The organism is Thiohalocapsa halophila (assembly GCF_016583825.1).
GTDB classification, from domain to species: domain Bacteria; phylum Pseudomonadota; class Gammaproteobacteria; order Chromatiales; family Chromatiaceae; genus Thiohalocapsa; species Thiohalocapsa halophila.
Window position 1 is genome coordinate 51,784 of sequence record NZ_NRRV01000025.1, and the last position, 20,814, is coordinate 72,597.

General features: G+C 69.3%; 17 protein-coding genes and 1 pseudogene. 14 read left to right on the forward strand and 4 right to left on the reverse strand.

All coding sequences use genetic code 11. From position 1 onward, the window contains the following. Positions 1-132 precede the first annotated feature (132 nt). From CKO31_RS11995 to CKO31_RS12015, 5 genes are all read left to right on the forward strand, one after another. Positions 133-2,277 (forward strand): ATP-grasp domain-containing protein, encoded by a 2,145-nt coding sequence (locus tag CKO31_RS11995; RefSeq protein ID WP_200237579.1) that lies wholly within the window; start codon positions 133-135, stop codon positions 2,275-2,277. A gap of 8 nt (positions 2,278-2,285) precedes the next feature. Further along, positions 2,286-3,965 (forward strand): gamma-glutamyltransferase family protein, encoded by a 1,680-nt coding sequence (locus CKO31_RS12000; RefSeq protein ID WP_200237582.1) that lies wholly within the window; start codon positions 2,286-2,288, stop codon positions 3,963-3,965. 24 nt (positions 3,966-3,989) lie between these two features. Then, the gene (locus tag CKO31_RS12005) at positions 3,990-4,691 is read left to right on the forward strand and encodes an N-formylglutamate amidohydrolase (RefSeq protein WP_200237584.1); all 702 of its coding nucleotides are present in this window, start codon (positions 3,990-3,992) and stop codon (positions 4,689-4,691) included. Positions 4,692-4,756: 65 nt separating this feature from the next. After that, positions 4,757-5,125 carry an MbcA/ParS/Xre antitoxin family protein gene (locus CKO31_RS12010; RefSeq protein ID WP_200237587.1) on the forward strand — a complete coding sequence of 123 codons (369 nt, stop codon included), beginning with the start codon at positions 4,757-4,759 and terminating at the stop codon, positions 5,123-5,125. A gap of 36 nt (positions 5,126-5,161) precedes the next feature. Then, the gene (locus CKO31_RS12015) at positions 5,162-5,917 is read left to right on the forward strand and encodes an RES family NAD+ phosphorylase (protein WP_200237589.1); all 756 of its coding nucleotides are present in this window, start codon (positions 5,162-5,164) and stop codon (positions 5,915-5,917) included. Between the two features lie 10 nt (positions 5,918-5,927). On the opposite strand, the gene CKO31_RS12020 is transcribed toward CKO31_RS12015, so the two are convergent. Together CKO31_RS12020 and CKO31_RS12025 are read right to left on the reverse strand one after the other, a co-directional pair. Beyond that, positions 5,928-6,749, reverse strand: a complete 822-nt coding sequence (locus tag CKO31_RS12020; protein WP_200237592.1) for an undecaprenyl-diphosphate phosphatase — start codon at positions 6,747-6,749, stop codon at positions 5,928-5,930. Between the two features lie 68 nt (positions 6,750-6,817). Further along, positions 6,818-9,127: a response regulator gene (locus CKO31_RS12025; RefSeq protein WP_200237594.1), complete on the reverse strand. Its 2,310-nt coding sequence runs from the start codon at positions 9,125-9,127 to the stop codon at positions 6,818-6,820. A gap of 240 nt (positions 9,128-9,367) precedes the next feature. On the opposite strand from CKO31_RS12025, the gene CKO31_RS12030 reads away from it, so the two are divergent. The 6 genes and pseudogenes from CKO31_RS12030 to CKO31_RS12055 all read left to right on the forward strand — a co-directional run bounded on the left by CKO31_RS12030 (position 9,368) and on the right by CKO31_RS12055 (position 14,987). Then, on the forward strand, positions 9,368-9,577 hold the full coding sequence (locus CKO31_RS12030; RefSeq protein WP_242475318.1) for a hypothetical protein: 210 nt from the start codon (positions 9,368-9,370) through the stop codon (positions 9,575-9,577). Between the two features lie 240 nt (positions 9,578-9,817). Beyond that, positions 9,818-12,175, forward strand: coding sequence for a Tex family protein (locus tag CKO31_RS12035; RefSeq protein ID WP_200237597.1), 2,358 nt, complete (start codon positions 9,818-9,820; stop codon positions 12,173-12,175). Further along, a complete protein-coding gene (locus tag CKO31_RS12040) occupies positions 12,175-12,564 on the forward strand; it encodes an SET domain-containing protein (protein WP_200237599.1) in 390 nt (129 codons plus the stop codon). Before CKO31_RS12035 ends, CKO31_RS12040 begins: the two co-directional genes overlap by 1 nt. Positions 12,565-12,722: 158 nt before the next feature. Then, positions 12,723-13,130 (forward strand): annotated as a pseudogene (locus CKO31_RS12045) (FKBP-type peptidyl-prolyl cis-trans isomerase); the annotation flags it as partial. Between the two features lie 76 nt (positions 13,131-13,206). Continuing rightward, positions 13,207-14,016: a creatininase family protein gene (locus tag CKO31_RS12050; RefSeq protein ID WP_200237604.1), complete on the forward strand. Its 810-nt coding sequence runs from the start codon at positions 13,207-13,209 to the stop codon at positions 14,014-14,016. 11 nt (positions 14,017-14,027) lie between these two features. Continuing rightward, positions 14,028-14,987 (forward strand): RibD family protein, encoded by a 960-nt coding sequence (locus tag CKO31_RS12055; protein ID WP_200237607.1) that lies wholly within the window; start codon positions 14,028-14,030, stop codon positions 14,985-14,987. A 153-nt stretch (positions 14,988-15,140) separates the two neighbouring features. Here CKO31_RS12055 and CKO31_RS12060 read toward each other — a convergent pair whose 3' ends face one another. Beyond that, on the reverse strand, positions 15,141-15,686 hold the full coding sequence (locus tag CKO31_RS12060) for an EF-hand domain-containing protein (RefSeq protein WP_200237609.1): 546 nt from the start codon (positions 15,684-15,686) through the stop codon (positions 15,141-15,143). Positions 15,687-16,077: 391 nt separating this feature from the next. Here CKO31_RS12060 and CKO31_RS12065 point away from each other — a divergent pair, with 391 nt between their 5' ends. From CKO31_RS12065 to CKO31_RS12075, 3 genes are all read left to right on the forward strand, one after another. Next, positions 16,078-17,754: a glutamine--tRNA ligase/YqeY domain fusion protein gene (locus CKO31_RS12065; protein ID WP_200237612.1), complete on the forward strand. Its 1,677-nt coding sequence runs from the start codon at positions 16,078-16,080 to the stop codon at positions 17,752-17,754. Between the two features lie 125 nt (positions 17,755-17,879). Next, positions 17,880-18,461, forward strand: coding sequence for a DinB family protein (locus tag CKO31_RS12070; protein WP_200237614.1), 582 nt, complete (start codon positions 17,880-17,882; stop codon positions 18,459-18,461). A gap of 72 nt (positions 18,462-18,533) precedes the next feature. Then, positions 18,534-18,998, forward strand: a complete 465-nt coding sequence (locus tag CKO31_RS12075) for an LOG family protein (RefSeq protein ID WP_242475319.1) — start codon at positions 18,534-18,536, stop codon at positions 18,996-18,998. 86 nt (positions 18,999-19,084) lie between these two features. Here CKO31_RS12075 and CKO31_RS12080 read toward each other — a convergent pair whose 3' ends face one another. Continuing rightward, complete coding sequence (locus CKO31_RS12080) at positions 19,085-20,656, reverse strand: aminotransferase class V-fold PLP-dependent enzyme (protein WP_200237617.1); 1,572 nt, start codon at positions 20,654-20,656, stop codon at positions 19,085-19,087. Positions 20,657-20,814: the final 158 nt, after the last annotated feature.

Below are 20,814 nucleotides of genomic sequence, written 5' to 3' on the forward strand. Positions count from 1 at the left end.
AGGGCTTGGTGGACTGCGCTGCGCTTGTCCACCCTACATCCCCGGGACTTCCAGAGCCTGGGGGAGGGTGTATCCTCGCGCCCGAGCGTCCCATGAGAGGGCGCGCGCCATCCACCCGAGCCGCGAGGACCCATGAAGGTCGCCGTCATCTATAACCGAGAATCCCAGAAGGTCATCAACCTCTTCGGTCAGCCGAACCGCGAGAAGTACGGCATCAAGGCCATCAACCGCATCGTCAATGCCCTCAAGAAAGGAGGCCACCAGGTCATCGCCCTGGAAGGGGACAAGGATCTCATCGACAACCTGGAGGAGTTCATGCCGCGGGCGCTGAAGGGCGAGCGCCCGGGGATGGCCTTCAACCTGTCCTACGGCATCCAGGGGCAGGCGCGCTACACCCATGTGCCGGGCATCCTGGAGATGGTGGGCGTGCCCTACGTGGGCTCGGGGCCGCTGGCGCACTCCCTGGCGTTGGACAAGGTGGTCGCCAAGATGCTGTTTGCGCAGCGCGGGGTGCCGACGCCCGAGTTCGCGGTGCTGGACGCGCCGGGCTTCGAGATGCCGGAGCTCGCCTTTCCGCTCATCGTCAAGCCCAAGAACGAGGCCGTCTCCTTCGGCATCCGCATCGTCAACGACGAGGCCGAGCTGCGTGACGCCGCCGGCGTGATCTTCGAGCAGTTCGAGCAGCCCGTGCTCGCCGAGCGCTACATCGAGGGCCGCGAGGTCAATGTCGGCCTGCTCGGCAACGGCACCGCGCTGGAGGCCTTCCCGCCGGCGGAGCTGATCTTCGGCGAGGGCGGCCCGCACATCTACACCATGGAAGACAAGAAGCGCACCTCCGGGCGCGACATCGGCGTGCAGTGTCCGGCGGAGCTGACGCCGGCGCTGGCCAACAAGGCCAAAGACATCGCCGTGAAGGCCTTCCATGTGCTCGGCTGCTATGACTGCGCCCGCGTCGACATGCGCATGGACGCCGACGGCAATCTCTATGTGCTGGAGATCAACAGCCTGCCGAGCCTCGGCGAGCACGGTTCCTACGTGGCCGGCGCCGAGGCCGTCGGGCTCGATTTCGATGCGCTGGTGGTGCGCCTGGTGGAGGTGGCGGCGGCGCGCTACTTCGGCACGCCGAATCCGCCGGACCTGAGCCGCCGGCGCTCGGACCCCAAGCACGCCGGCTTCGCCTTTCTCACCGAGCGGCGTGATCGGCTGGAGAAGCTGCTGCAGGAATGGAGCGGTGTCGGCAGCCGCTCGGACGACCCGGTGGGCATCCGGCTCGCGGCGCAGCGCCTCACTGAGCAGATGAACGACATCGGCCTGCGGCTGGTGCGTGAGCTCACCGACGATCGCGACATCTGGACCTGGGAGAGCCCGGCCGGTCTCGCCGGCGGCACCCTGGTGATCGGCCACCTGGATGTGCCGGTGAACCCCCAGCTCGGCATGGAGCACTTCCACCGCGACCCGGAGTGGCTCTACGGCGAGGGCGTCGGCTCTTCGCGGGCGTCGCTGGCCATGCTGGAAATGGCGCTGCGGGCCGTGAAGCATGTGCGCCGCCTCAATCGCACCAAGCTCGGCGTCGCCATCTATGCCGACGAAGGGCGGGACTGCGAGGAGAGCACCGAGGTGTTGCGGCGCGCCTGTGCGGAGGCGGGGCGCGTGCTGGTGCTGAACCCGGGCAACGCCGGCGACCGCATCATCACCACCCGCCGCGGCCAGCGCCGCTACCGGCTGCGGGTGGAGGGCAAGGCGCTGCGGCTCGGCCAGGCCGGGCGCAGCGCCGAAGTCATGCGCGTGCTCTACCGCAAGCTCGACGAGCTGACCGGTCTGACGGACCGCAAGTCCCGCGTGGCCGTCTCGGTGTCGGACATTGCTACCGACGCCTTCCCCATGCGCCTGCCGCATCGGGTGCGTATCGGCCTGCAGCTGTCCTATCCGGACCAGGCCCAGGCGGTGGCCATGGACCGCGCCATGCGCGGCATCCTGCGCGGCGGCGGCGTTCAGTGGGATCTGGTGATGGTCTCCGACCGCCCGCCCATGCCGGAGCGCAAGGTGAACGCGGCGCTGGTGCAGCGGCTCAGGGCCATCGCCGCCGAGTGGGACATCCCGCTTGGTACGGATTCCTCGCTGTGGCCGTCCGTCGCCGGACTGGTGCCGGAGTCCGTGCCCGTGGTCTGCGGCCTCGGTCCGGTGGCGAGCGATCTCTACACCAGTGACGAGGCGGTCTCGCGCATTAGCCTGGTGCAGCGCACGCTGCTGCTGATGCAATGCCTGCTCGACGGTTGAGCCGGACCGTGACCCAGCGCGCAACCGACCCCGAGCCGGCCGGGCCGCCACCGCCGGACCCGGGCGACCATCGCGTCCATCACCCCCAGCGCGTCGGCGTCTCCCGGCGCGGCATGGTCGCCACCCAGCACTATCATGCCAGCGATGCCGGTGCCCAGATGCTCGCCGCCGGCGGCAATGCCGTGGACGCGGCTGTCGCGGCGGCCTTTGCGCTCTGTGTGGTGGAGCCCGCCGCCTGCGGTCTCGGCGGCCAGACCATGCTGCTGCTGCACCTGGCGGAGGAGGGCCGCAAGCTCTGCCTGGACGGCGCCACCCGGGCGCCGAACCGCACTCCGCCGGGGGAGCTGGCGCGCGCCGCGCAGCTGCGCGGGCATCGGGCGACCACGGTGCCCAGCACGCCGGCGGTGCTGGCCTACACGCTCAAGCACTACGGCACCAAGGCCCTGGCGGAGGTCCTGGCGCCGGCCATCCGGCTCGCAAAGGAGGGCTATCGCGTCTCGCCGCTGCAGCATCACCTGACCCGGCGCGAGCTCAAGCACCTGAAAAGCCATTCCGCCGGCGCCTTCTTCCTCAAGGACGGCAAGACCCCTTACGCCATCGGCGCGCGCCTGCGCCAGCCCATCCTCGCGCAGACGCTGGGGCGCCTGGCGGAGCGGGGCGTCGAAGACTTCTACCAGGGCGGGATCGCGGCCGCCATCCATGCCGACATGGTGGCCAACGACGGCCTGCTGCGCGACGACGACCTGGCGCAGATCCCCTGGCCCACGGAACGCCGGCCGCTGGCGACGCACTTCGCGCACAAGCGGGTGTTCACCTTCCCGCCGCCGGGGGCGGGGCGCACCCTCATCGAGGCCCTGAACCTGCTGGAGCAGTTCCCGGCGGCGGCGCGGGACCCGGATAGTCCGCGCGGCGCGCTGCTGCTGGCGCACGTCATCCGCCGCGCCAACCTCGATCGCGCCGACCGCCCCGAGGACCCGGCGCTGTTCGCTCAGGAGCTGGAGCTGGGCGAGGACATCACCCACGTGGACTATGCCAAGCGCGTGGCAAGGCGCATCAAGGCGCGGCTGCTGAAGGGTGAGGGCGGCAGCATCAAGCCGGTGCGGCGCCCCCGCGGCGGCGAGACCACCCACCTCTCGGCCATGGACGCCGCCGGCAACGTGGTGGCGCTCACCCAGTCCATCGAGCGGGTCTATGGCTCCTTCACCGCGAGCCCCGAGCTCGGCTTTATCTACAACAATTACATGAGCGCCTTCGAGTACCAGGACATCGCCCATCCCTATTATCTGCGGCCCAACGCCGTGCCCTGGGCCTCGGTGGCGCCCACCATCGTCTTTCGCGGGCAGCGGCCCTGGCTCGCCGTCGGCTCGCCGGGCTCCGAGCGCATCGTCTCCGCCATCCTGCAGGTGCTGCTGCGCCTGGAGCGCGGCGCGGCACCGCTGGATGCCGTGGAGGCACCGCGGCTGCATTGCAGCCTCACCGGCAAGGTGGCCCTGGAGGCCTCGCGCATGCGCGACGACATCCCCCGCGAGCTGGCCCGCCACGGCTTCGAGATCGACCCGCGGGACCCCTACAGCTTCTACCTCGGCTGCGTGCAGCTGGTGCTGCGCGAGGACGGGGACTGCATCGGCGTCGCCGACCCCCGCCGGGACGGCTCCGCCGCCGGACCCGCCGCCGGACCCGCCGACTGACCGCCTGCCGCCGGGAGGCCGCCTATGGATCGGTTACCCCTGCTGATCTCCGTCCCCCATGCCGGGCTCGCGGTGCCGGCCGAGGTGGCCGAGATGAATCTGCTGACGCCCGCGCAGATCGCCGCCGACGGCGATGCGGGCGCCGCCGCCATTTATGCGGTGCTGCGGGATCGGGTCGCCCATTTCGTCACCACCGACACCGCCCGCGCCTTCGTGGACCTGAACCGGGCCGAGGACGATTTCGGCAAGGACGGCGTGGTGAAGACCCACACCTGCTGGGACGAGCCCGTCTACCGCACGCCCCTGCCTGCGGCCACCGTGGAGACCCTGCTCGCGCGCCGGCATCGGCCCTACCACCAACGGCTCAGGGCGCTCGCCGGCAGCGGTGTGGTACTCGGCGTGGACTGCCACACCATGGCCGCCGCCGGCCCGCCGGTGGGACCGGACAGCGGCGCGTCCCGGCCCGAGGTGTGCATCGGCGACGGTGACGGCGCCTGCCCGCGGGACTGGGCGCAGGCGCTGGTGGATTGCTTTCAGCGCCACTTCACCGGCGAGGTGACGCTGAACCGACCCTTCAGCGGCGGTCACATCGTGCGCGCCCATGCCGCCGAGCTGCCCTGGGTGATGATCGAGCTGAGCCGCGCGCCCTTCGCCACGGACGCGGAGAAAGGCCGGCGGGTGCTGGCGGCGCTGCGTGACTGGCTGGATACCCGAGGACTCCCCTGAGCTTGCAAAAGCCGCAAATCTAGTCTATCTATTGCATATGCAACATCTTGTCAGGGGCTCCAGCAATGCCTACCGCCGCACAGGCGGCCACCGCCACGCCTCCCGATCCGCGGCAAGTCCTGACCAAGGCCCTGCTCAACGCCGGCAAGGGGCTGGGGCTGTCGCAGCAGCAACTGGCGGACATCGTGGGCCGTGAGCGCACCATCTTCAGCCGCGGGCTGGATCCCGACAGCAAATCCGGAGAATTGGGCCTGTTGCTGATCCGCTGCTACCGCAGTCTCTATGCCCTGGCGGGGGGCGACGGCACGGCCATGCGGCACTGGATGCATACGCAGAACCTCGATACCGGCGGCGTGCCGGCGCAGCAGGTGTGCTCGGTGCAAGGGCTGGTGGCGGTGGTCGAATACTTGGATGCCATGCGCGGCCATGCCTGAGGCGGGGTCAGGCGCCTCGCCGCCGCAAGCCCGGCGATGACCGACCTGTGGGCGGCGTGCGGCGACGCCCTGCACATCCTGCCCCTCGGCGGCGAGCTACTGCGCATGGTGGAGAGCCAGCAGCAGGTGGCGACACTCGCGTTGGTGGACGACCTGGCGGAGCAGGCCGTGCTGGAGGACCTATTGGAGCAGTCCAAGCCGCCCCCGGCGCCGGGGAGCGAGGGGCTGCACTCTCTGCTCGCCAGCCCCTTCCGCTATCCGCCCCTGCGGCACGGCTCGCGCTTCGGCGGGCGCTTCGAGCCGAGTCTGTTCTACGGCGCCCGCGGGCTGGGGACGCTGCTGGCGGAGGCCGCCTACTATCGCTTCGTGTTCTGGTCCGCGATGGCGCAGCCGCCGCCGACGGGCCGGCTGCGCACGCAGCACAGCGTGTTTCGGGCGCGCTACCGGGGTGCGCGCGGGGTGCGCCTCCAGCAGCCGCCTTGCGCCGCCCACGAGGCGGTGCTGCGGGACCCGGCGGATTACCGCGCGACCCAGCGACTCGGCGCGGCGCTGCGGCAGGCGGACATCGACCTATTCCAGTTCGTCTCCGCCCGCGAGCGCAGGCGCGGCATCAACGTGGCGCTGTTTCGGCCCGACGCGCTGGTGAGCCGCGCGCCCATCGGCTTGAGCCGCTGGCACTGCGAAACCCGCGGGCGCGAAGTCACCTTTGCCCCGGAGGCCTCGTCCCGGCTCTACGCCTTCGCGCTCGAGGCCTTCTTGGTGGACGGGCGGCTGCCGCGCCCCGCCGCCTGAGTCGGACGGCTCACAGCAGCACCAGCCACAGAATCACGGCGCCCAGCAGCAAGCGGTACAGCACGAAGGGCAGCATGCTGACGCGCTCGATGAAGGTGAGGAACAGGTGGATGGTGGTATAGGCCACCGCAAACGACAGACCCGCACCGATGGCGAGCGCCGACCAGTCCACGGCCGCAGGCGCCGCCAGCAGGTCGTTGGTGGCGACGGCGCCGGCGAGCAGGATGGTGGGAATGGCGAGCAGAAACGAGAAGCGCGAGGCGGCATGCCGCGTGAGCCCGATGAAGAGCCCCGCCGTCATGGTGATGCCCGAGCGCGACGTGCCGGGGATGATGGCGATGGCCTGAAACAGGCCGATGAACAGCGCCGCCACCCAGTTGATGGCGTACTCATCCAAGCGGCGGCTGCCGCGCACGTCTGCGTACCACAGAAGCAGCCCGAAACCGATGGTGGTGGACGCGATGACGACGGTGATGAGCATGTCATCGGTGCGCAGCACCTCCAGCACATGCTTGAGCGGCAGCCCCAGCACCAGGATCGGCAGCGTGGCGATGACCACCATCCAGCCGAGGCGGGCGTCCTTGCGCTGCGCCGGGTCGCCGCCGCCGCGGGCACCGCTTAGCATGGCCGAGGCCATGGCGATCAGGTCGCGGCGGAAATACAACAGTACGGCGGCGAGGGTGCCGAGGTGCACGGCCACGTCGAAAGACAGGTCCTGGAGCTTGTAGCCGAACAACAGCGGCGTCAGGATCAGGTGCCCGGAGCTGGAAATGGGCAGGAATTCGGTGAGCCCCTGCACGAAGGCGAGGAGCACAATCTGGATGCTGTCCATTGAAGGCGAGTAGTCCTATGGTGCTGGGAGTGTGTGCTGGCTTTGGATGCTAGGGTGCCGCGCCGGCCTCAGGCAACGGAGCCGCCGGCGGTGTCTGCCTCCGCCGGCAGCGCGCGCTGTGGCAGCCAGCGCCGCAGCACCGCCTCCAGCTCGTCGCGTTGCACGGGCTTGGGGATGAAATCGTCCATGCCCGCGGCAAGAGAGGCCTTGCGGTCGGCGGCCGTGGCCGATGCGGTCATGGCGACGATGGGCACGGCGCTGCGCTCGGCGCGGGCTTCTTGGCGGCGGATCTCGCGGGTCGCTTCCTGGCCGCTCAGTACCGGCATCTGCACGTCCATGAGCACGAGGTCGAAATCGTGCGCCGTGCACAGCGCGTCCGCCGCCAGGCGGCCGTTCTCGGCCACCTGGGCACGGATGCCGCAGCGCTCCAGCATCAGCACCACCACGCGCTGGTTGACGGGATTGTCTTCGGCCACCAGCACGCGGGCGCTGAACTGCTGCCGGGGCGGGCCCTGGGCGATCTCGGCGTTATCACTTTCGTTCATGCCGAGCACCTTGAGCGCGGCTTCGAGCAGCAGCCCCTGGCGCACCGGCTTCAGTAGGCTAACGCCGATGCCGGCGCGCCGGGCATCGGCGCCCGGGAAGCCCAGCGAACTCAGCATCAGGAGCTTGGTGCTGGCCAGTGTCGTATCGCCCTTGATGCGCTCGGCGAGCTCGATGCCATCCATTCCCGGCATCTGCATGTCGAGGATGGCGAGTGCGAAGGGCCGGTGCTCGTCATGGGCCCGCTGCAGGGCGCGCAGGGCCTCGGCGCCGCCGGTCACGCTATGGCGCTCGGCGCCCCAGTTGCCGAGATAGTTGTCCAGGATCAGACGGTTGGTGGCGTTATCGTCGACAATGAGCACGCGCACGCCGCGCAGATCGGCCGCCGGCTGCTCGGGTGGCGCGGCGACCCGCTCCAGGTCGACCGTGAACCAGAAGGTGGAGCCCTGTCCCGGCGTGCTCTCGACGCCGACCTCGCCGCCCATCAGATCCACGAGCCGCTTGGAAATGGCGAGCCCGAGACCCGTGCCGCCGAAGCGCCGGGTGGTGGAAGCGTCGGCTTGGGAGAAGGGGCGAAAGAGTTGGCGCTGGACGTCTTCGTCGATGCCGATGCCGGTATCGCGAACACTGATGCGGATACGCGCCCGCCCCGCGGGTGCCTCCAGCGCGGTGACGTGCACGACCACCTCGCCGCGCAGCGTGAACTTGAGCGCATTATTGGTGAGGTTCATCAGCACCTGGCGCAGCCGGAAGGGGTCACCCATCATGGCGGTGGGGACGTCCTGCTCGATGAAGCTCACCACTTCCAGGTCCTTCTCCCGGGCGTGGCTCGCGCCGAGCGCGGTGACTTCTTCCACCGTGGCCCGCAGATCGAAGTCGATGCGCTGGAGCTCGAGCTTGCCGGCCTCGATCTTCGACAGGTCCAGGATGTCGTTGATGATCCCGAGCAGCATTTGGCTGGACTGCTCCGCCGTGTCGATGAACTCCCGCTGCTGCTTCGATAGCGAGCCGTCGCGCAGCAGGTCGAGCATGCCCAGGATGCCGTTCATGGGCGTGCGGATCTCGTGGCTCATGACGGCGAGGAACTGGCTCTTGGCGCGGTCCGCGGCCATGGCCTGGTCGCGGGCCTCTGCCAGCTCCTGCATCCGCCGGCGCGTCTCGGTGAGATCCCGGGCGATGGCCGTGAACACGGGCTGCGTGCCTACGTGTACCTCGCTCAGGGCCAGGTAGAGCGGAAACTCGCTGCCGTCGCGGCGCAGCCCGGTGAGCTCACGGGCGTCCTTGAGGGCGCTGCGCCCGCGATCCGCCCCGGTATCCACCCCCCTGTCCACCCCGCTGCCCACCTGGCTATTGGCCTGGGTATTGATTTGGCTATCGGCGTTGGTCCGGATCAGGGTCTCGATCTCGTGGCGGTGCGCGCTCGGCAGCAGCATCGACAGGGGGGCGCCCCGCAGCTCGGCGCTGTCGCGCTGGAACATGCGCTCGGCGGCGGCGTTCAGGGCCACCAGCCGGCCCTGGCCATCGATGTGAATGGCGCCGTCGACCATGTTGTCGACAATGGCGCGATTGCGCTCGCGGCTCTCGGCGATGGTGGCCAGCTGGCGGCGCAGCACCCAGAGCACGCCGAGGAACATGACGGCCATGGCAGCCAATGCCGCCGTCTGCACCAGCAACAGCCAGCCCCCGGTGCCTGCGAGCTGCTCGGCGTCCACGGCCGCCTCCAGCAGCCAGGCGCCGGCGCCAAAGGCGAGGAGCGTGATGGCGACGGCTGCCGCACCGCTGGACAACAGCCAGCGGCGACCGATCTTGCGCGCATCGGCAGGTTGCAGATTCACGGATGGCATGACCTAAGGCGCGTCTGGCGAGGGCTGTGGCAGCGTGCTGTGGTAGAGGTTTGGGCGAGAGGGCTTGAGGACTCCTAAGGGCTGCTGGGCGCTGCCCCGACGGTGCACAGGATAGCGCGAAAGCCGCAACACGGCTGTGGTGAGCGCCTGACATCGGCTTCTCCATCACGCATACTGTGGAGAATCACCATGTACTGATCCACTAACCAGTGGCACGGCGGGAGGCGACCCTTGGCGGCACAGCAGAAACCCCTGTTGGAGGTGCGCGTCGAGACCATCTGCGAGCGCGGTTGTCGCCGGGTCTGGGACGCCATCGGCACATTGGAGCAGGGGCGCGACCTGCCGGAGACGGCGGACCTGAGCAGCGCCGAGCGCGCTTGGGTGCTCACGGAGCTAAAGACCGTCATGGCAGTCTACGGCGAGCGCTGTCGGGTGGACTAGACCGGCCCCCTGCGAGACCTCCGCAACGCGCTCCCCGCTGCCGGCGCCGCCTGGAATCCGTATTGGGGCGCTGTCTAGCGCGTGGGCCAAGGCTTGCCGGTGCGCGACGGCGCCGGCGGCTGCCACAGGTCTGCGTGCAAGCCGGCTGCGCCCGCCCTGAGCGCCTAGACGAAGATGGCCAAGCGCTCGGCCTTTGCCTAGAATACGACTCCGTTTCGGATTGGACGTAATTTCAGAGGCATGCAAACTATCGTTCAAGCCATCTCTGACGAGCTGGCCGCAAGACCTTCGCAAGTGCAGGCGGCCGTCGAGCTCCTCGACGGCGGCGCCACCGTGCCCTTCATCGCACGCTATCGCAAGGAGGCCACCGGCGGCCTCGACGACGCCCAGCTGCGGCTACTGGAGCAGCGTCTCGGCTATTTGCGCGAGCTCGAAGACCGCCGCCAGACCATTCTCAAGAGCCTGGCGGATCAGGGCAAGCTGAGCGATGACCTGCGCACCGCGGTGCTCGCTGCCGACAGCAAGCAGCGCCTGGAGGACCTCTACCTACCCTACCGGCCAAAGCGCCGCACCAAGGCCCAGATCGCCCGGGAGGCCGGGCTGGAGCCGCTGGCGGATGCGCTGCTGGCCAAGCCGGAGCTGGCGCCGGAGTCACAGGCGGCGGACTTCGTCGACCCGAAGCAGGGGGTGGACGACACGGCGGCAGCCCTGGAAGGCGCCCGGCAGATCCTGATGGAGCGCGCCGCCGAAGACCCGGAGCTGGTGGGCGTGCTGCGCGAAGCGCTGTGGCAGCGCGGCATCCTCAAGTCGCGGGTGCTGCCGGGGCAGGAGTCCGCCGGCGCCAAGTTCTCGGACTACTTCGAGCACGCCGAGCCTATTGGGCGCATCCCTTCCCACCGCGCGCTGGCGCTGTTCCGGGGTCGCAACCAGGGGGTGCTGAGTCTGGAGCTCACGCTCGGCGACGAGCCCGATGCCGACGCTCCGCTGCGCGCCCGCGTCGCCGCGCGCCTCGGCATCACAGACCGCGGGCGCCCCGGCGATGCCTGGCTGGTGGAGACCGCCCGCAAGGCCTGGCGCATCAAGCTGTTGACCCGGCTCGACCTCGATCTCAAAGGCCGGTTGCTGGAGGCCGCGGAGGCGGAGGCCATCCGTGTCTTCGCCACCAACCTGCGGGCGCTGCTGATGGCGGCGCCCGCCGGCCGTTTGCCGACCATGGGCCTGGATCCGGGCCTGCGCACCGGCGTCAAGGTGGCGGTGGTGGACGGCACCGGCCGCGTGGTGGCCACCGACAGCGTCTTCCCGCACGCTCCGCGCAACCAGTGGGACGGCGCCATCGCCACCCTGGCGGAGCTGTGCCGTGCCCATGGCGTGAAGTTGATCAGCATCGGCAACGGCACGGCGTCTCGGGAGACGGACCGACTGGTGCGCGACCTCGCCAAGCGCCACCCGGAGCTCGGGCTCACCGGGGTGATGGTCAGCGAGGCGGGCGCATCGGTGTATTCCGCCTCCGAATACGCCTCCAAGGAGCTGCCGCAGCTGGACGTGTCCCTGCGCGGGGCGGTGTCCATCGCCCGGCGGCTGCAGGACCCGCTGGCGGAGCTGGTGAAGATCGACCCCAAGTCCATCGGCGTCGGCCAATACCAGCACGACGTCAACCAAACGGGCCTGGCCCGCTCGCTGGACGGCGTGGTGGAGGACTGCGTCAACGCCGTGGGCGTGGATCTGAACACCGCCTCTGCGCCGCTGCTGGCGCGGGTATCGGGCATCTCCGGAACCCTGGCCGAGAACCTGGTGCGCCATCGCGACGAGCACGGGCCGTTTCGCAGCCGCGCCGAGCTGCTCGGGGTGCCGCGGCTGGGCGAGAAGGCCTTTCAGCAGTGCGCGGGCTTCCTGCGCATCCCCGGCGGCGAGGAGCCGCTGGATGCCTCCGCCGTGCACCCCGAGACCTATGCCGTGGTGCGACGAATCGTTGCACACACCGGCCGGCCTGTGGCGGCGCTCATCGGCGATCGCGAGACCTTGCACGGACTCAGCGCCGAGACCTTCGCCGATGCGGTGTTCGGGGCACCCACGGTGCGCGACATCCTGGTGGAGCTGGAGAAGCCGGGGCGGGACCCGCGCCCTGTCTTCGAGACCGCGGCACTCAAGGAGGGGATCGAGCGACCGGAAGATCTGGAGCCCGGCATGGTGCTGGAGGGCACGGTCACCAATGTCACCAATTTCGGTGCCTTCGTGGACATCGGCGTGCACCAGGACGGTCTGGTGCACATCTCGCAGCTGGCGGATCGCTTCGTCGAAGATCCGCACAAGGTGGTGCGCTCCGGGCAAGTGGTGAAGGTCAAGGTGCTGGCGGTGGATCTGGCGCGCCGGCGCATCGGGCTCAGCATGCGTTTGGATGCGCCCGTAGAAGATGCGCCGCCGCCGCAGCGCGGCAAGCCAGCAGACAAGCCAGCAGACAAGCAGGCGACCGGACAGCAGCCGGCGCCGGCGGGCCGCAACAAGCGGCGCGGCCGCGCTGGCGCTGATGCTCGGGATCGGGCCGAGCAGGCGCCGCAGGGCGCCCTCGCGGCCGCACTGGAGGCCGCACGCCGGCGCTGATGGGCAAGGCCGACAGCGCGGGCGCGGCGCCGCGCGCAATCGCCGCAGATCGGCTGCGTCAGCGGGTGCGCCGCGCTCCGTCGGCCATTCACGGCCAGGGCTGCTTCGCGCGGGTGCACTTCGCCGCCGGCGATTACATCGGCACCTACGCCGGCCCGCCCGCCCGCCGCAACGGCACCTATGTGCTCTGGGTGAGCGCCGACGGCGAGCACTGGCAGGGACGCAGCGGCCGTAACCTGCTGCGGTGGCTGAACCACAGCGCGACCCCCAATGCCGCGTTCGACGGCTTCGACCTGTATGCGCTCGCCGCCATCGTGCCGGGTGAGGAGATTACCTTCGATTACACCAACGGCGATTACACCAACGGCGAAGGCGGCGGCTTCGCGTGAAGCATCTGCGCCATCTCCGAGGTTTCGCGGGTTTGCGCCGGCGCAAGGCCGTGTTCTAAGGTGTGGGGCAATCGGTCGCCACCGCGGCGGTCATTCACTTGCTTCAACCGGAGGACCTTCCCATGTCCGCAGATCCGCAAAAGTCCGCCACCGTCGGTGACACCGTCAAGGTCCATTACACGGGCCGACTCGTCGACGGCACCGAATTCGATTCCTCCCGCGGCGCAGAGCCGCTGGAAATCACCCTGGGGCAGGGCGAGACCATCGCCGGCTTCGAGAGTGCCGTGGTTGGCATGAGTCCGGGCGAGCAGAAATCCGTCACCATTCCGTGCGATTCCGCCTACGGCGCGCGCAACGAGGAAATGACCCAGACCGTGCCGCGCTCGGTGATCCCGGAGGATATCGACCTGACCGTGGGCATGGTCTTGAACGCCCGCAGCCCGGACGGTCAGACGGTCAGCTTCACCGTCGCCGACTTCAATGACGAGAACGTCACCGTGGACGGTAATCATCCCCTCGCCGGCCACGATCTGGTATTCGATCTGGAGCTGGTGGCCGTGGCCTGACGCCGGCTGCGCGCTGCTTGCCGGGGGCCGCACCGCCAAGCGCGGCCGCCGGCGGGCCACAACCAGAGACCCAGATTTGACAGGGACCGGCTCCGGCTACTGGCAGGCGCTCGCCGCTGCCGACATCGCGGCGCTGGACGTCACATCCACCGTCGCGTTGCTCCCGGTGGCCGCCGTCGAGCAGCATGGCCCGCATCTGCCGCTGGGCACAGACGCCGTCATTAACGCCGGGATCGTCGCCCGCGCCCTGGGCCTGCTGCGAAGCCGCAGCAGCCCCGGCCCGCGGCTGCTGGTGCTGCCGGCGTTGGACATCGGCCACAGTCCCGAGCACGTCGCCACCGCCGGGACCCTGAGCGCCCGCAGCGAGACCCTGCTGGGGCTGTGGACAGACGTTGCCGCGAGTGTCGCCGCCGCGGGCGTGCGCAGGCTGGTACTCTTCAACAGCCACGGCGGCCAGACGGCGTTGGTGGACCTCGCCGCGGTGCGCTGGCGTGCGCGCTTCGGTATGTGGGTCGCCCGCGCGTGCTGGCCGGCGTTCGGCGACCCGGCCGGGCTCTTCGACGCCGACGAGTGGCGCCTCGGCCTCCACGGCGGCGAGGTGGAGACCTCGCTGATGCTGCACCTGGCACCGGAGCAGGTGCGCATGGACGCGGCCCGGGATTTCGTCCCGGCCGAGCCACCGGGTTGTCGGTGGCTCGGTTTCGAAGGCCCGATTGGACTGGGCTGGCTCAGCGACGACCTCCATCCCGCCGGGGTCTGCGGCAATGCCGCGGCCGCGGATGCGGCCCGCGGCGCGACGCTGCTGGAGCATCTCGCGCAGGTGCTGGTGGCCATCGTCGATGAGCTGGCGCTGCTGCCGCTGCCGGCGGCCGACGATCGAGTCTGAAACCGGAGGCAATGGGCGTGGTCACCCAAGCGGAGCAAGATGCTGCCGCAGAGTCGGCCGCTGCGGCCTGGCTGGCGCTGTTGGCGGCCGCCGGGCGCGGCACTGCGGTGGCGGGGACCGCCGAGCCAGCGCCCCCGGAAGCGGCCGGCTGGCTGTGCCGAGACGCCGACGGCGGCTGGCAAATGCGTCCGAGCCTGCCGCAGGCGGCGCGCGATCTCGTCAGTCTGTACCTGCCCCTGTGCACCGACGACGCCGATGGTTGGGTGGTGGGGCATCTGGGCCAGAGCCTGGATGGCTGCATCGCTACCCACGGCGGCGACTCCTGCTTCGTCACCGGCCCTGACAATATCCTGCACCTGCATCGGATGCGGGCGCTCTGTCACGCGGTGATCGTGGGCGCCGGCACCGTCGTCAACGACGACCCGCGCCTGACGACGCGCCTCGTGCCCGGGCCGAGCCCCGTCCGCGTCGTGCTCGACCCCAGGGGACGGCTCGCTACCGAGCACCGCCTGTTCCAGGACGAGGCAGCGCCGACGCTGCTTTGCACGGCCGAGCACGCGCAACCGACGACGCCACCGGGTGCGGCGGGATTGCTGGCACTGCCGACGGACGATGACACCGGACTGCGCCTGGACGCTCTCGTGACCGCGCTGGCGGCGCGGGGGCTCACGCGGCTGTTCGTGGAAGGGGGCGGGGTGACCGTGTCCCGGTTCCTGGCCGCCGGGCTGTTGTCGCGGCTCCAGATCGCTGTGGCGCCGCTCCTTATCGGTCAGGGTCGCCCCGGGCTCAGTCTGCCGCGCACGGAGCGGCTCGCCGACGCGCTGCGGCTGGCACCACGCATCTTCCGCATGGGTGCCGACATGCTCTACGACCTGGATCTGAGCCCGGCGGATGGGGGGTGCACTGACGGGGCGGAGATGGCAGCGGGCGCGCTGGCGGATGCCGGCGGGGTGCTGATGCGAGTGCTTTGACCTTGCGCCCGCCGCGGCGGCGGCATGAGCTTGGTTGGTGGGCGCCTTGGTCCGTTCGACACGCGCCGCCCGGCACGCTTTCCGTGCCGTGCGCAGCGCGCGGGGCCATAATTACTGCGCAGGGATTACTGCACAGGGATTACTGCACAGGGATTACTGCGCAGGCGCCTGCTGTTGCTGCTGCATTTGCTGCTGCATCTGCTGCATGCGCTCCTGCATCTTGGCCTGCATCTGCTCGAAGTAGGCGGCGGCCTCCTCGGCGTCGGCGATGCCGTCGTCATTGGTATCCATGGCTGCGAAAGATTCCTTGGTGGGCTGCTCGAACTCTTCAAGACTCACTTTGCCGTCGCCGTCCTGGTCCAGGTTCTCGACGAAGGTCTTGCCCGGGTTGGGCATGCCGCGCTCCTTCATGGCTTCCATCATCTCCGGCGGCACCTGCTCGGCGAAGGCGGCACTCGCTTCGTCGGGCGTGATGAAGCCGTCGCCGTCGGCGTCGTTCTGTTTGAACTGCTCCATCTGGGGGGCGGTGGCCTCTTCCAGGGAAATGCCGCCGCTGCCGTCGGCGTCCAGCTTTTGCATGAAGGCCTCGGCGGCGGCTTCGGCACCGCCGGCTTGGCCCTGCTGCGCCTGGGCGAGGACGCCCTGGGCCGCGAAGCCGCTGCACAGCGCAAGCACGGCGAGTGGGATGGCTCTCTGCATGAATTCGATCTCCTGCGGGTGAATGAATGAGCGGTTGCGCCTACCGGGCCAACAACTGCTTCCGACCGGCTGCGCGCGCAGCAGCCCTGCGACCAACCGTGCGACAGGTTAGTGATCGTAACCGCCGCTGGCAAATGTCCGGATTGTAATTCAGGGCAATCGCCAACGCCCGCGAGTGGTGTGCCGAGCAGTCGCTGAGCGCTGCCCGCCACTGCCTCGCTTCGTGGCAGCCGCAGCGGGCGCGCCGGTGCACCGCGCTTGACGGCGATCCGGCATGCGCCCTTCTAAGCAGGCTTGCAAGCAAGTATGCTGCGATGTCCATCGCGGCGGTTGCGCGGTGCCGGTGGCGGCATCCTGGCGCCCGTCGCGGCCTGTGCTACCGATCATGCTGATGAGCGACACACCCCGTACCAACTTCATCCGCCAGATCATCGACGCGGACTTGGCCAGCGGCAAGCACCAGCAGGTGCACACCCGTTTCCCGCCGGAGCCCAACGGCTACCTGCATATCGGCCACGCCAAGTCTATCGTGCTGAACTTCGGCATCGCCGCCGACTACGGCGGCCGCTGCAACCTGCGCTTCGACGACACCAATCCGCACAAGGAGAACGTCGAGTTCGTCGAGTCCATCAAGGCGGACGTGCGCTGGCTCGGCTACGACTGGGACGAGCGCATCTACTTCGCGTCCGACTACTTCGAGCAGCTCTACGGCTTCGCGGTGGAGCTGATCCAGCAGGGCCTGGCCTATGTCTGCGATCTCTCCGCCGAAGAGACCCGGGCCCGGCGCGGCACCCTGACGGAGCCGGGGCAGGACAGCCCGTATCGCAATCGCTCCGTGGACGAGAACCTGGAGCTGTTCCGTCGCATGCGCGCCGGCGAGTTCCCGGACGGCGCCCGTACCCTGCGCGCGAAGATCGACATGGCGGCGCCCAACATCAATCTGCGCGACCCGGTGCTCTATCGCATCCGCCACGGCGTGATCCACCACCAGACCGGCAGCGAGTGGTGCCTGTATCCGACCTACGACTACACGCACCCCATTTCCGATGCGCTCGAGGGCATCACCCATTCCCTGTGCACGCTGGAGTTCGAGGACCATCGCCCGCTCTACGACTGGTGCGTGGACCATGTCTCGGTGCCCTGCAAGCCGCGGCAGATCGAGTTCAGCCGGCTCAACCTGGAATACACGGTGATGAGCAAGCGGCTGCTGACCCAGCTGGTGGAGGAGGGCATCGTCGACGGCTGGGACGACCCGCGCATGCCCACCATCGCCGGGCTGCGCCGGCGCGGGTTCACGCCGGCGTCCATCCGGGAATTCTGCGAGCGCATCGGTGTCACCAAGGCGGACAACCTGGTGGAGATGGGCATGCTGGAGAGCACGATCCGCGACGACCTCGACCACAACGCGCCCCGGGCCATGGCCGTGCTGCGCCCGCTGAAAGTGGTGCTGACCAACCTGCCCGTGGACGCGCCGACGGCCATCACCGCACAGAACCACCCCAAGCGCGAGGACATGGGCGCGCGCGAGCTGCCCTTCGCCGCGGAGGTCTACATCGACCGGCAGGACTTCGCGGAAGACCCGCCCAAGGGCTTCAAGCGCCTGGTGCCGGGCGGCGAGGTGCGTCTGCGCAACGCCTATGTCATCCGCTGCGACGAGGTGGTGAAGGACGCGGCCGGGGCCGTCGCGGAGCTGCGCTGCTCCGTGGACGCCGAGACCTTGGGCCGCAAGCCCGAAGGCCGCAAGGTCAAGGGCGTCATCCACTGGGTGTCCGCCGCGCATGGCGTGCCGGCGTCGGTGCGCTTGTATGACCGGCTGTTCAGCGTGCCGCAGCCGGGGGCAGGCGATAGCGACTTCCGGGCCGATCTGAACCCGGCTTCGCTCACCACCCTCACGGACTGCGTGGTGGAGCCGTCGCTCGCCGACGCCATACCCGGCACACGGTTCCAGTTCGAGCGCGAGGGCTACTTCGTCGTCGACCCGCAGGCGGCCCCGGGCGCCTTGGTGCTGAACCGCACCGTGACGCTGCGCGATACCTGGGGCAAGCAGCAGCAGGGCGGCGGCACCTGAGAGCACCACCGGGCGCAGCGGGCAGGCCGGGCGCCGACCCCACAGGGCCCAAGCGCGGCGGCCTCTTGCAATATTGGCGGCAACCCTCGCGCCAGTAGTTGCGCCGTATTCGATGGAGACAGGCGATGAGCGATACCGACAGGCCACAGCTCGACCCGCCCGGTGCGGGCATCCCCTGGTATGAGCGCCAGCTCATCGGTGCGGGCATACGCACCGCCGCCAACCTTCTGTCCAAGGACCGGCTCACGGAGCTGTTTCGCCAGGAGGGTGAGCGCGCCATTGCGCTGGGGCGCAGCGTCGACGCAGCCAGCGGCCGCCGACGGGTCTTGGTAGGGCGGTTCTTCGGCATCGAGGACAGCAGCCGCCATTGGTCCGTGTATATGACCCTGGAGCACCTGGTGATTGTCAACTCGGCCATTGCGGCGATCCTGCCGCGGCTCTATTCCGGGCTGGACGTGCCCGACGACGTGCGTGTGGAGGACTTCAAGCCGGTGCCGGAGGCGGGGCCGGAGCAGCTGACCGACTTGGCCAACGTGGTGGAGCGCTATACGGACATGGTGGACAAGCTCGGCAACCTGCGCGCCGGCATTCGCTACCCGCACCCCTGGTTCGGCGAGCTCTCGGCGGCGCAATGGCATGCGCTGGCCGCCGTGCACAACAGCCTGCATCGCCGCCATGTGCAGCGCATCCTGCGCGCGCTGCACTAATGGCTGGGCTTTGAGTATTACCGGCTCGGCCGGGAGCTGGGAGCGGCGCTGGCCGAGGCCGGCTTCACGGTGATGACCGGCGGCGGCCCTGGGGTGATGGAGGCCGCGAACCGCGGTGCACAGGAAGCGGGCGGGCACAGTGTGGGCTGCAACATCCGCCTGCCGCTGGAGCAGCACCCGAACCCCTACCTGGACCGGGTGCTGACCTTCGATTATTTCTTCGTGCGCAAGGTCATGCTGGTCAAGTACTCGTCCGGCTTCATCTTCCTGCCGGGGGGCTTCGGCACCATGGACGAGCTGTTCGAGACCCTGACCCTGATCCAGACCGGCAAGCTCCACGCCTTTCCCTGCATTGCGTTGGGGCGCGCGTTCTGGCGCCCGCTGCTGGACGTGGCCTTGGAGCGCCTCTACGAGGTCGGCACCGTGAGTCCGGGTGAGGTGGAGCTCGCGCTGGTGGATACGCCGGCGGAGGCCGTGGAGCTGATTGCCGCCACTTGCGGCCCGCCGCTGGCGCAGCGGGCCGGGCAGGGCGTCTGACGTTCGCCGCTGCCAGACGCGCCCAAGGTCGCCGGCGCAGCGGCGACGAGCCGGGGCGCCCGGCGCGCCAGCGCCGGATCAAATGATCAAATGGTCGGCAGACCCGTCTGCTGGACCGCGTAGATCAGCCGGTCGAACACGTAGTCCACCTCGTCGTAGCTGTTGTAGACGCCGTGGGTGGAGACGCGGAAGCCGACGCGGTCGTCACTGGATGCCGCGGTGCTCGAGGGCCAGGTGACGAAGCGGATATAGATCTTCGGATCTTCCGCTGCCAGCGCATCCGCCACGCTGCTGATGGCCGCGCGCAGCGCGCTGTAGCTGGCAGCGTCGTCCCGACCGACGAAGGGGTTGAATGAGGTCAGCGCCGTCGCGAAGGGGCTATAGGGCGGACGTGCCTCCACCCAGAGGGAGCCGGGCCATTGGGCGTCAATCTTGGCCTTCAGGTAATTGCCGAGCTCCACGCCGCGCTGGTAGATGGCATCGATGCCGATCTGCTCCCAGAAGGCCAGGGCGTCGGTCATCGCATACAGCGCCGGGCGGTTGTTCTCGCCGCGCAGCTGTACCCAGGTGCTCGGGTCGTACTGGCGGTTGGCGATGTCGCCGGGGGAGAGGAAGGCGTACAAGAAGAAATTGCCTAGATCAAACGGGGGTAGATTCCCCCCGGTGTTGCGTATGTAGAGGATGCCCGTACCCGGACCGCCGCAGAGCCACTTATGGCCCGCACCGGAGACGAAGTCAGCGCCATAGCTCTGGAAGTCGATGGGCAGCATGCCGAAGCCGTGGGCCGTGTCGACGATGCTGTAGGCACCATAAGCGCGGGCGAGGGCGCACAGGTCCTCCACCGGCAGGCGCAGGCCGTTCTTGTAGAAGATGTCGGAGATGGCGAGATACTGCTTGGCCCCGGCCGGCAGCGGCGCCGCCAGCGCCGGCTCGAACAGGTCCAGCACGTCCTGCACCGTGATGCCGGCAGTAAACGGCGAGATCTGGCCCATGTCGATGGTGACCACCTCGACACCGCGACTGGCAGCCGCCCAGGCCATGGGGCCCGTCAGCGCCGGGTGCTCGAAGCTGGTGGTGACGATGCGGTCCCCCGGCTGCCAGGGCGTGCCGGCGAAGATCAGGTTGCAGCCGTCGGTGGTGTTGTAGCTCAGCACCACTTCGGAGGGGGCGGCGGCGTTGTAGGCGGCGGCCACCTGCTGCTGGCGGGCGGCGAGGGCCGATTGGCCGAACAGCGACTGACCGAGCGGGAAGAGGTCGGGATAGTCGCTGTTGAGGTTGTCTTCCCAGTCTTTCGGGTCCTGCGACTTGTAGAGGTTGTAAGTGCCGAGGTTGCCCAGCGCGAACGCCGGCAAGGAGCCGGTGGTGCCGGTGTTCATATGGATGTAGTCGTTACCGAGCTCGAATGCCTTGCGCACCTTGGCCCAATAGGCTTCACCGCTCTGGTTACCGTTGATGCTGGGCGGTGCCTGCAGGCCCTTGGGCAGCCAGCCTTGCTTCTGGCCGTTGCCGTTGCCGTTGCCGGCCAGCGCCGCACCCGGGCCCAGCAGGCCGCCCACAGCCGTGGCCGTCGCCACGCCCTTCATGAAAGCCCGACGGTCGACCCCGTCCGGGGCCTGGGTGCTCTGCGGTTTCCGATCGTTACGGTGATCTTTGGTCATGGGTCGGCTCCTCGCTCTGGCCGTGGCGGACTAGCAGACGGGTTTTGCGAACGCGATCGACGCGACGGCTGCGGACGGACGTCGCGACACGCGCGCTTCTCGACGGCAGTACAGAGACGCCAAGCGGCGGCCTGACTGCGGTTGTCACCTTAAGCAAA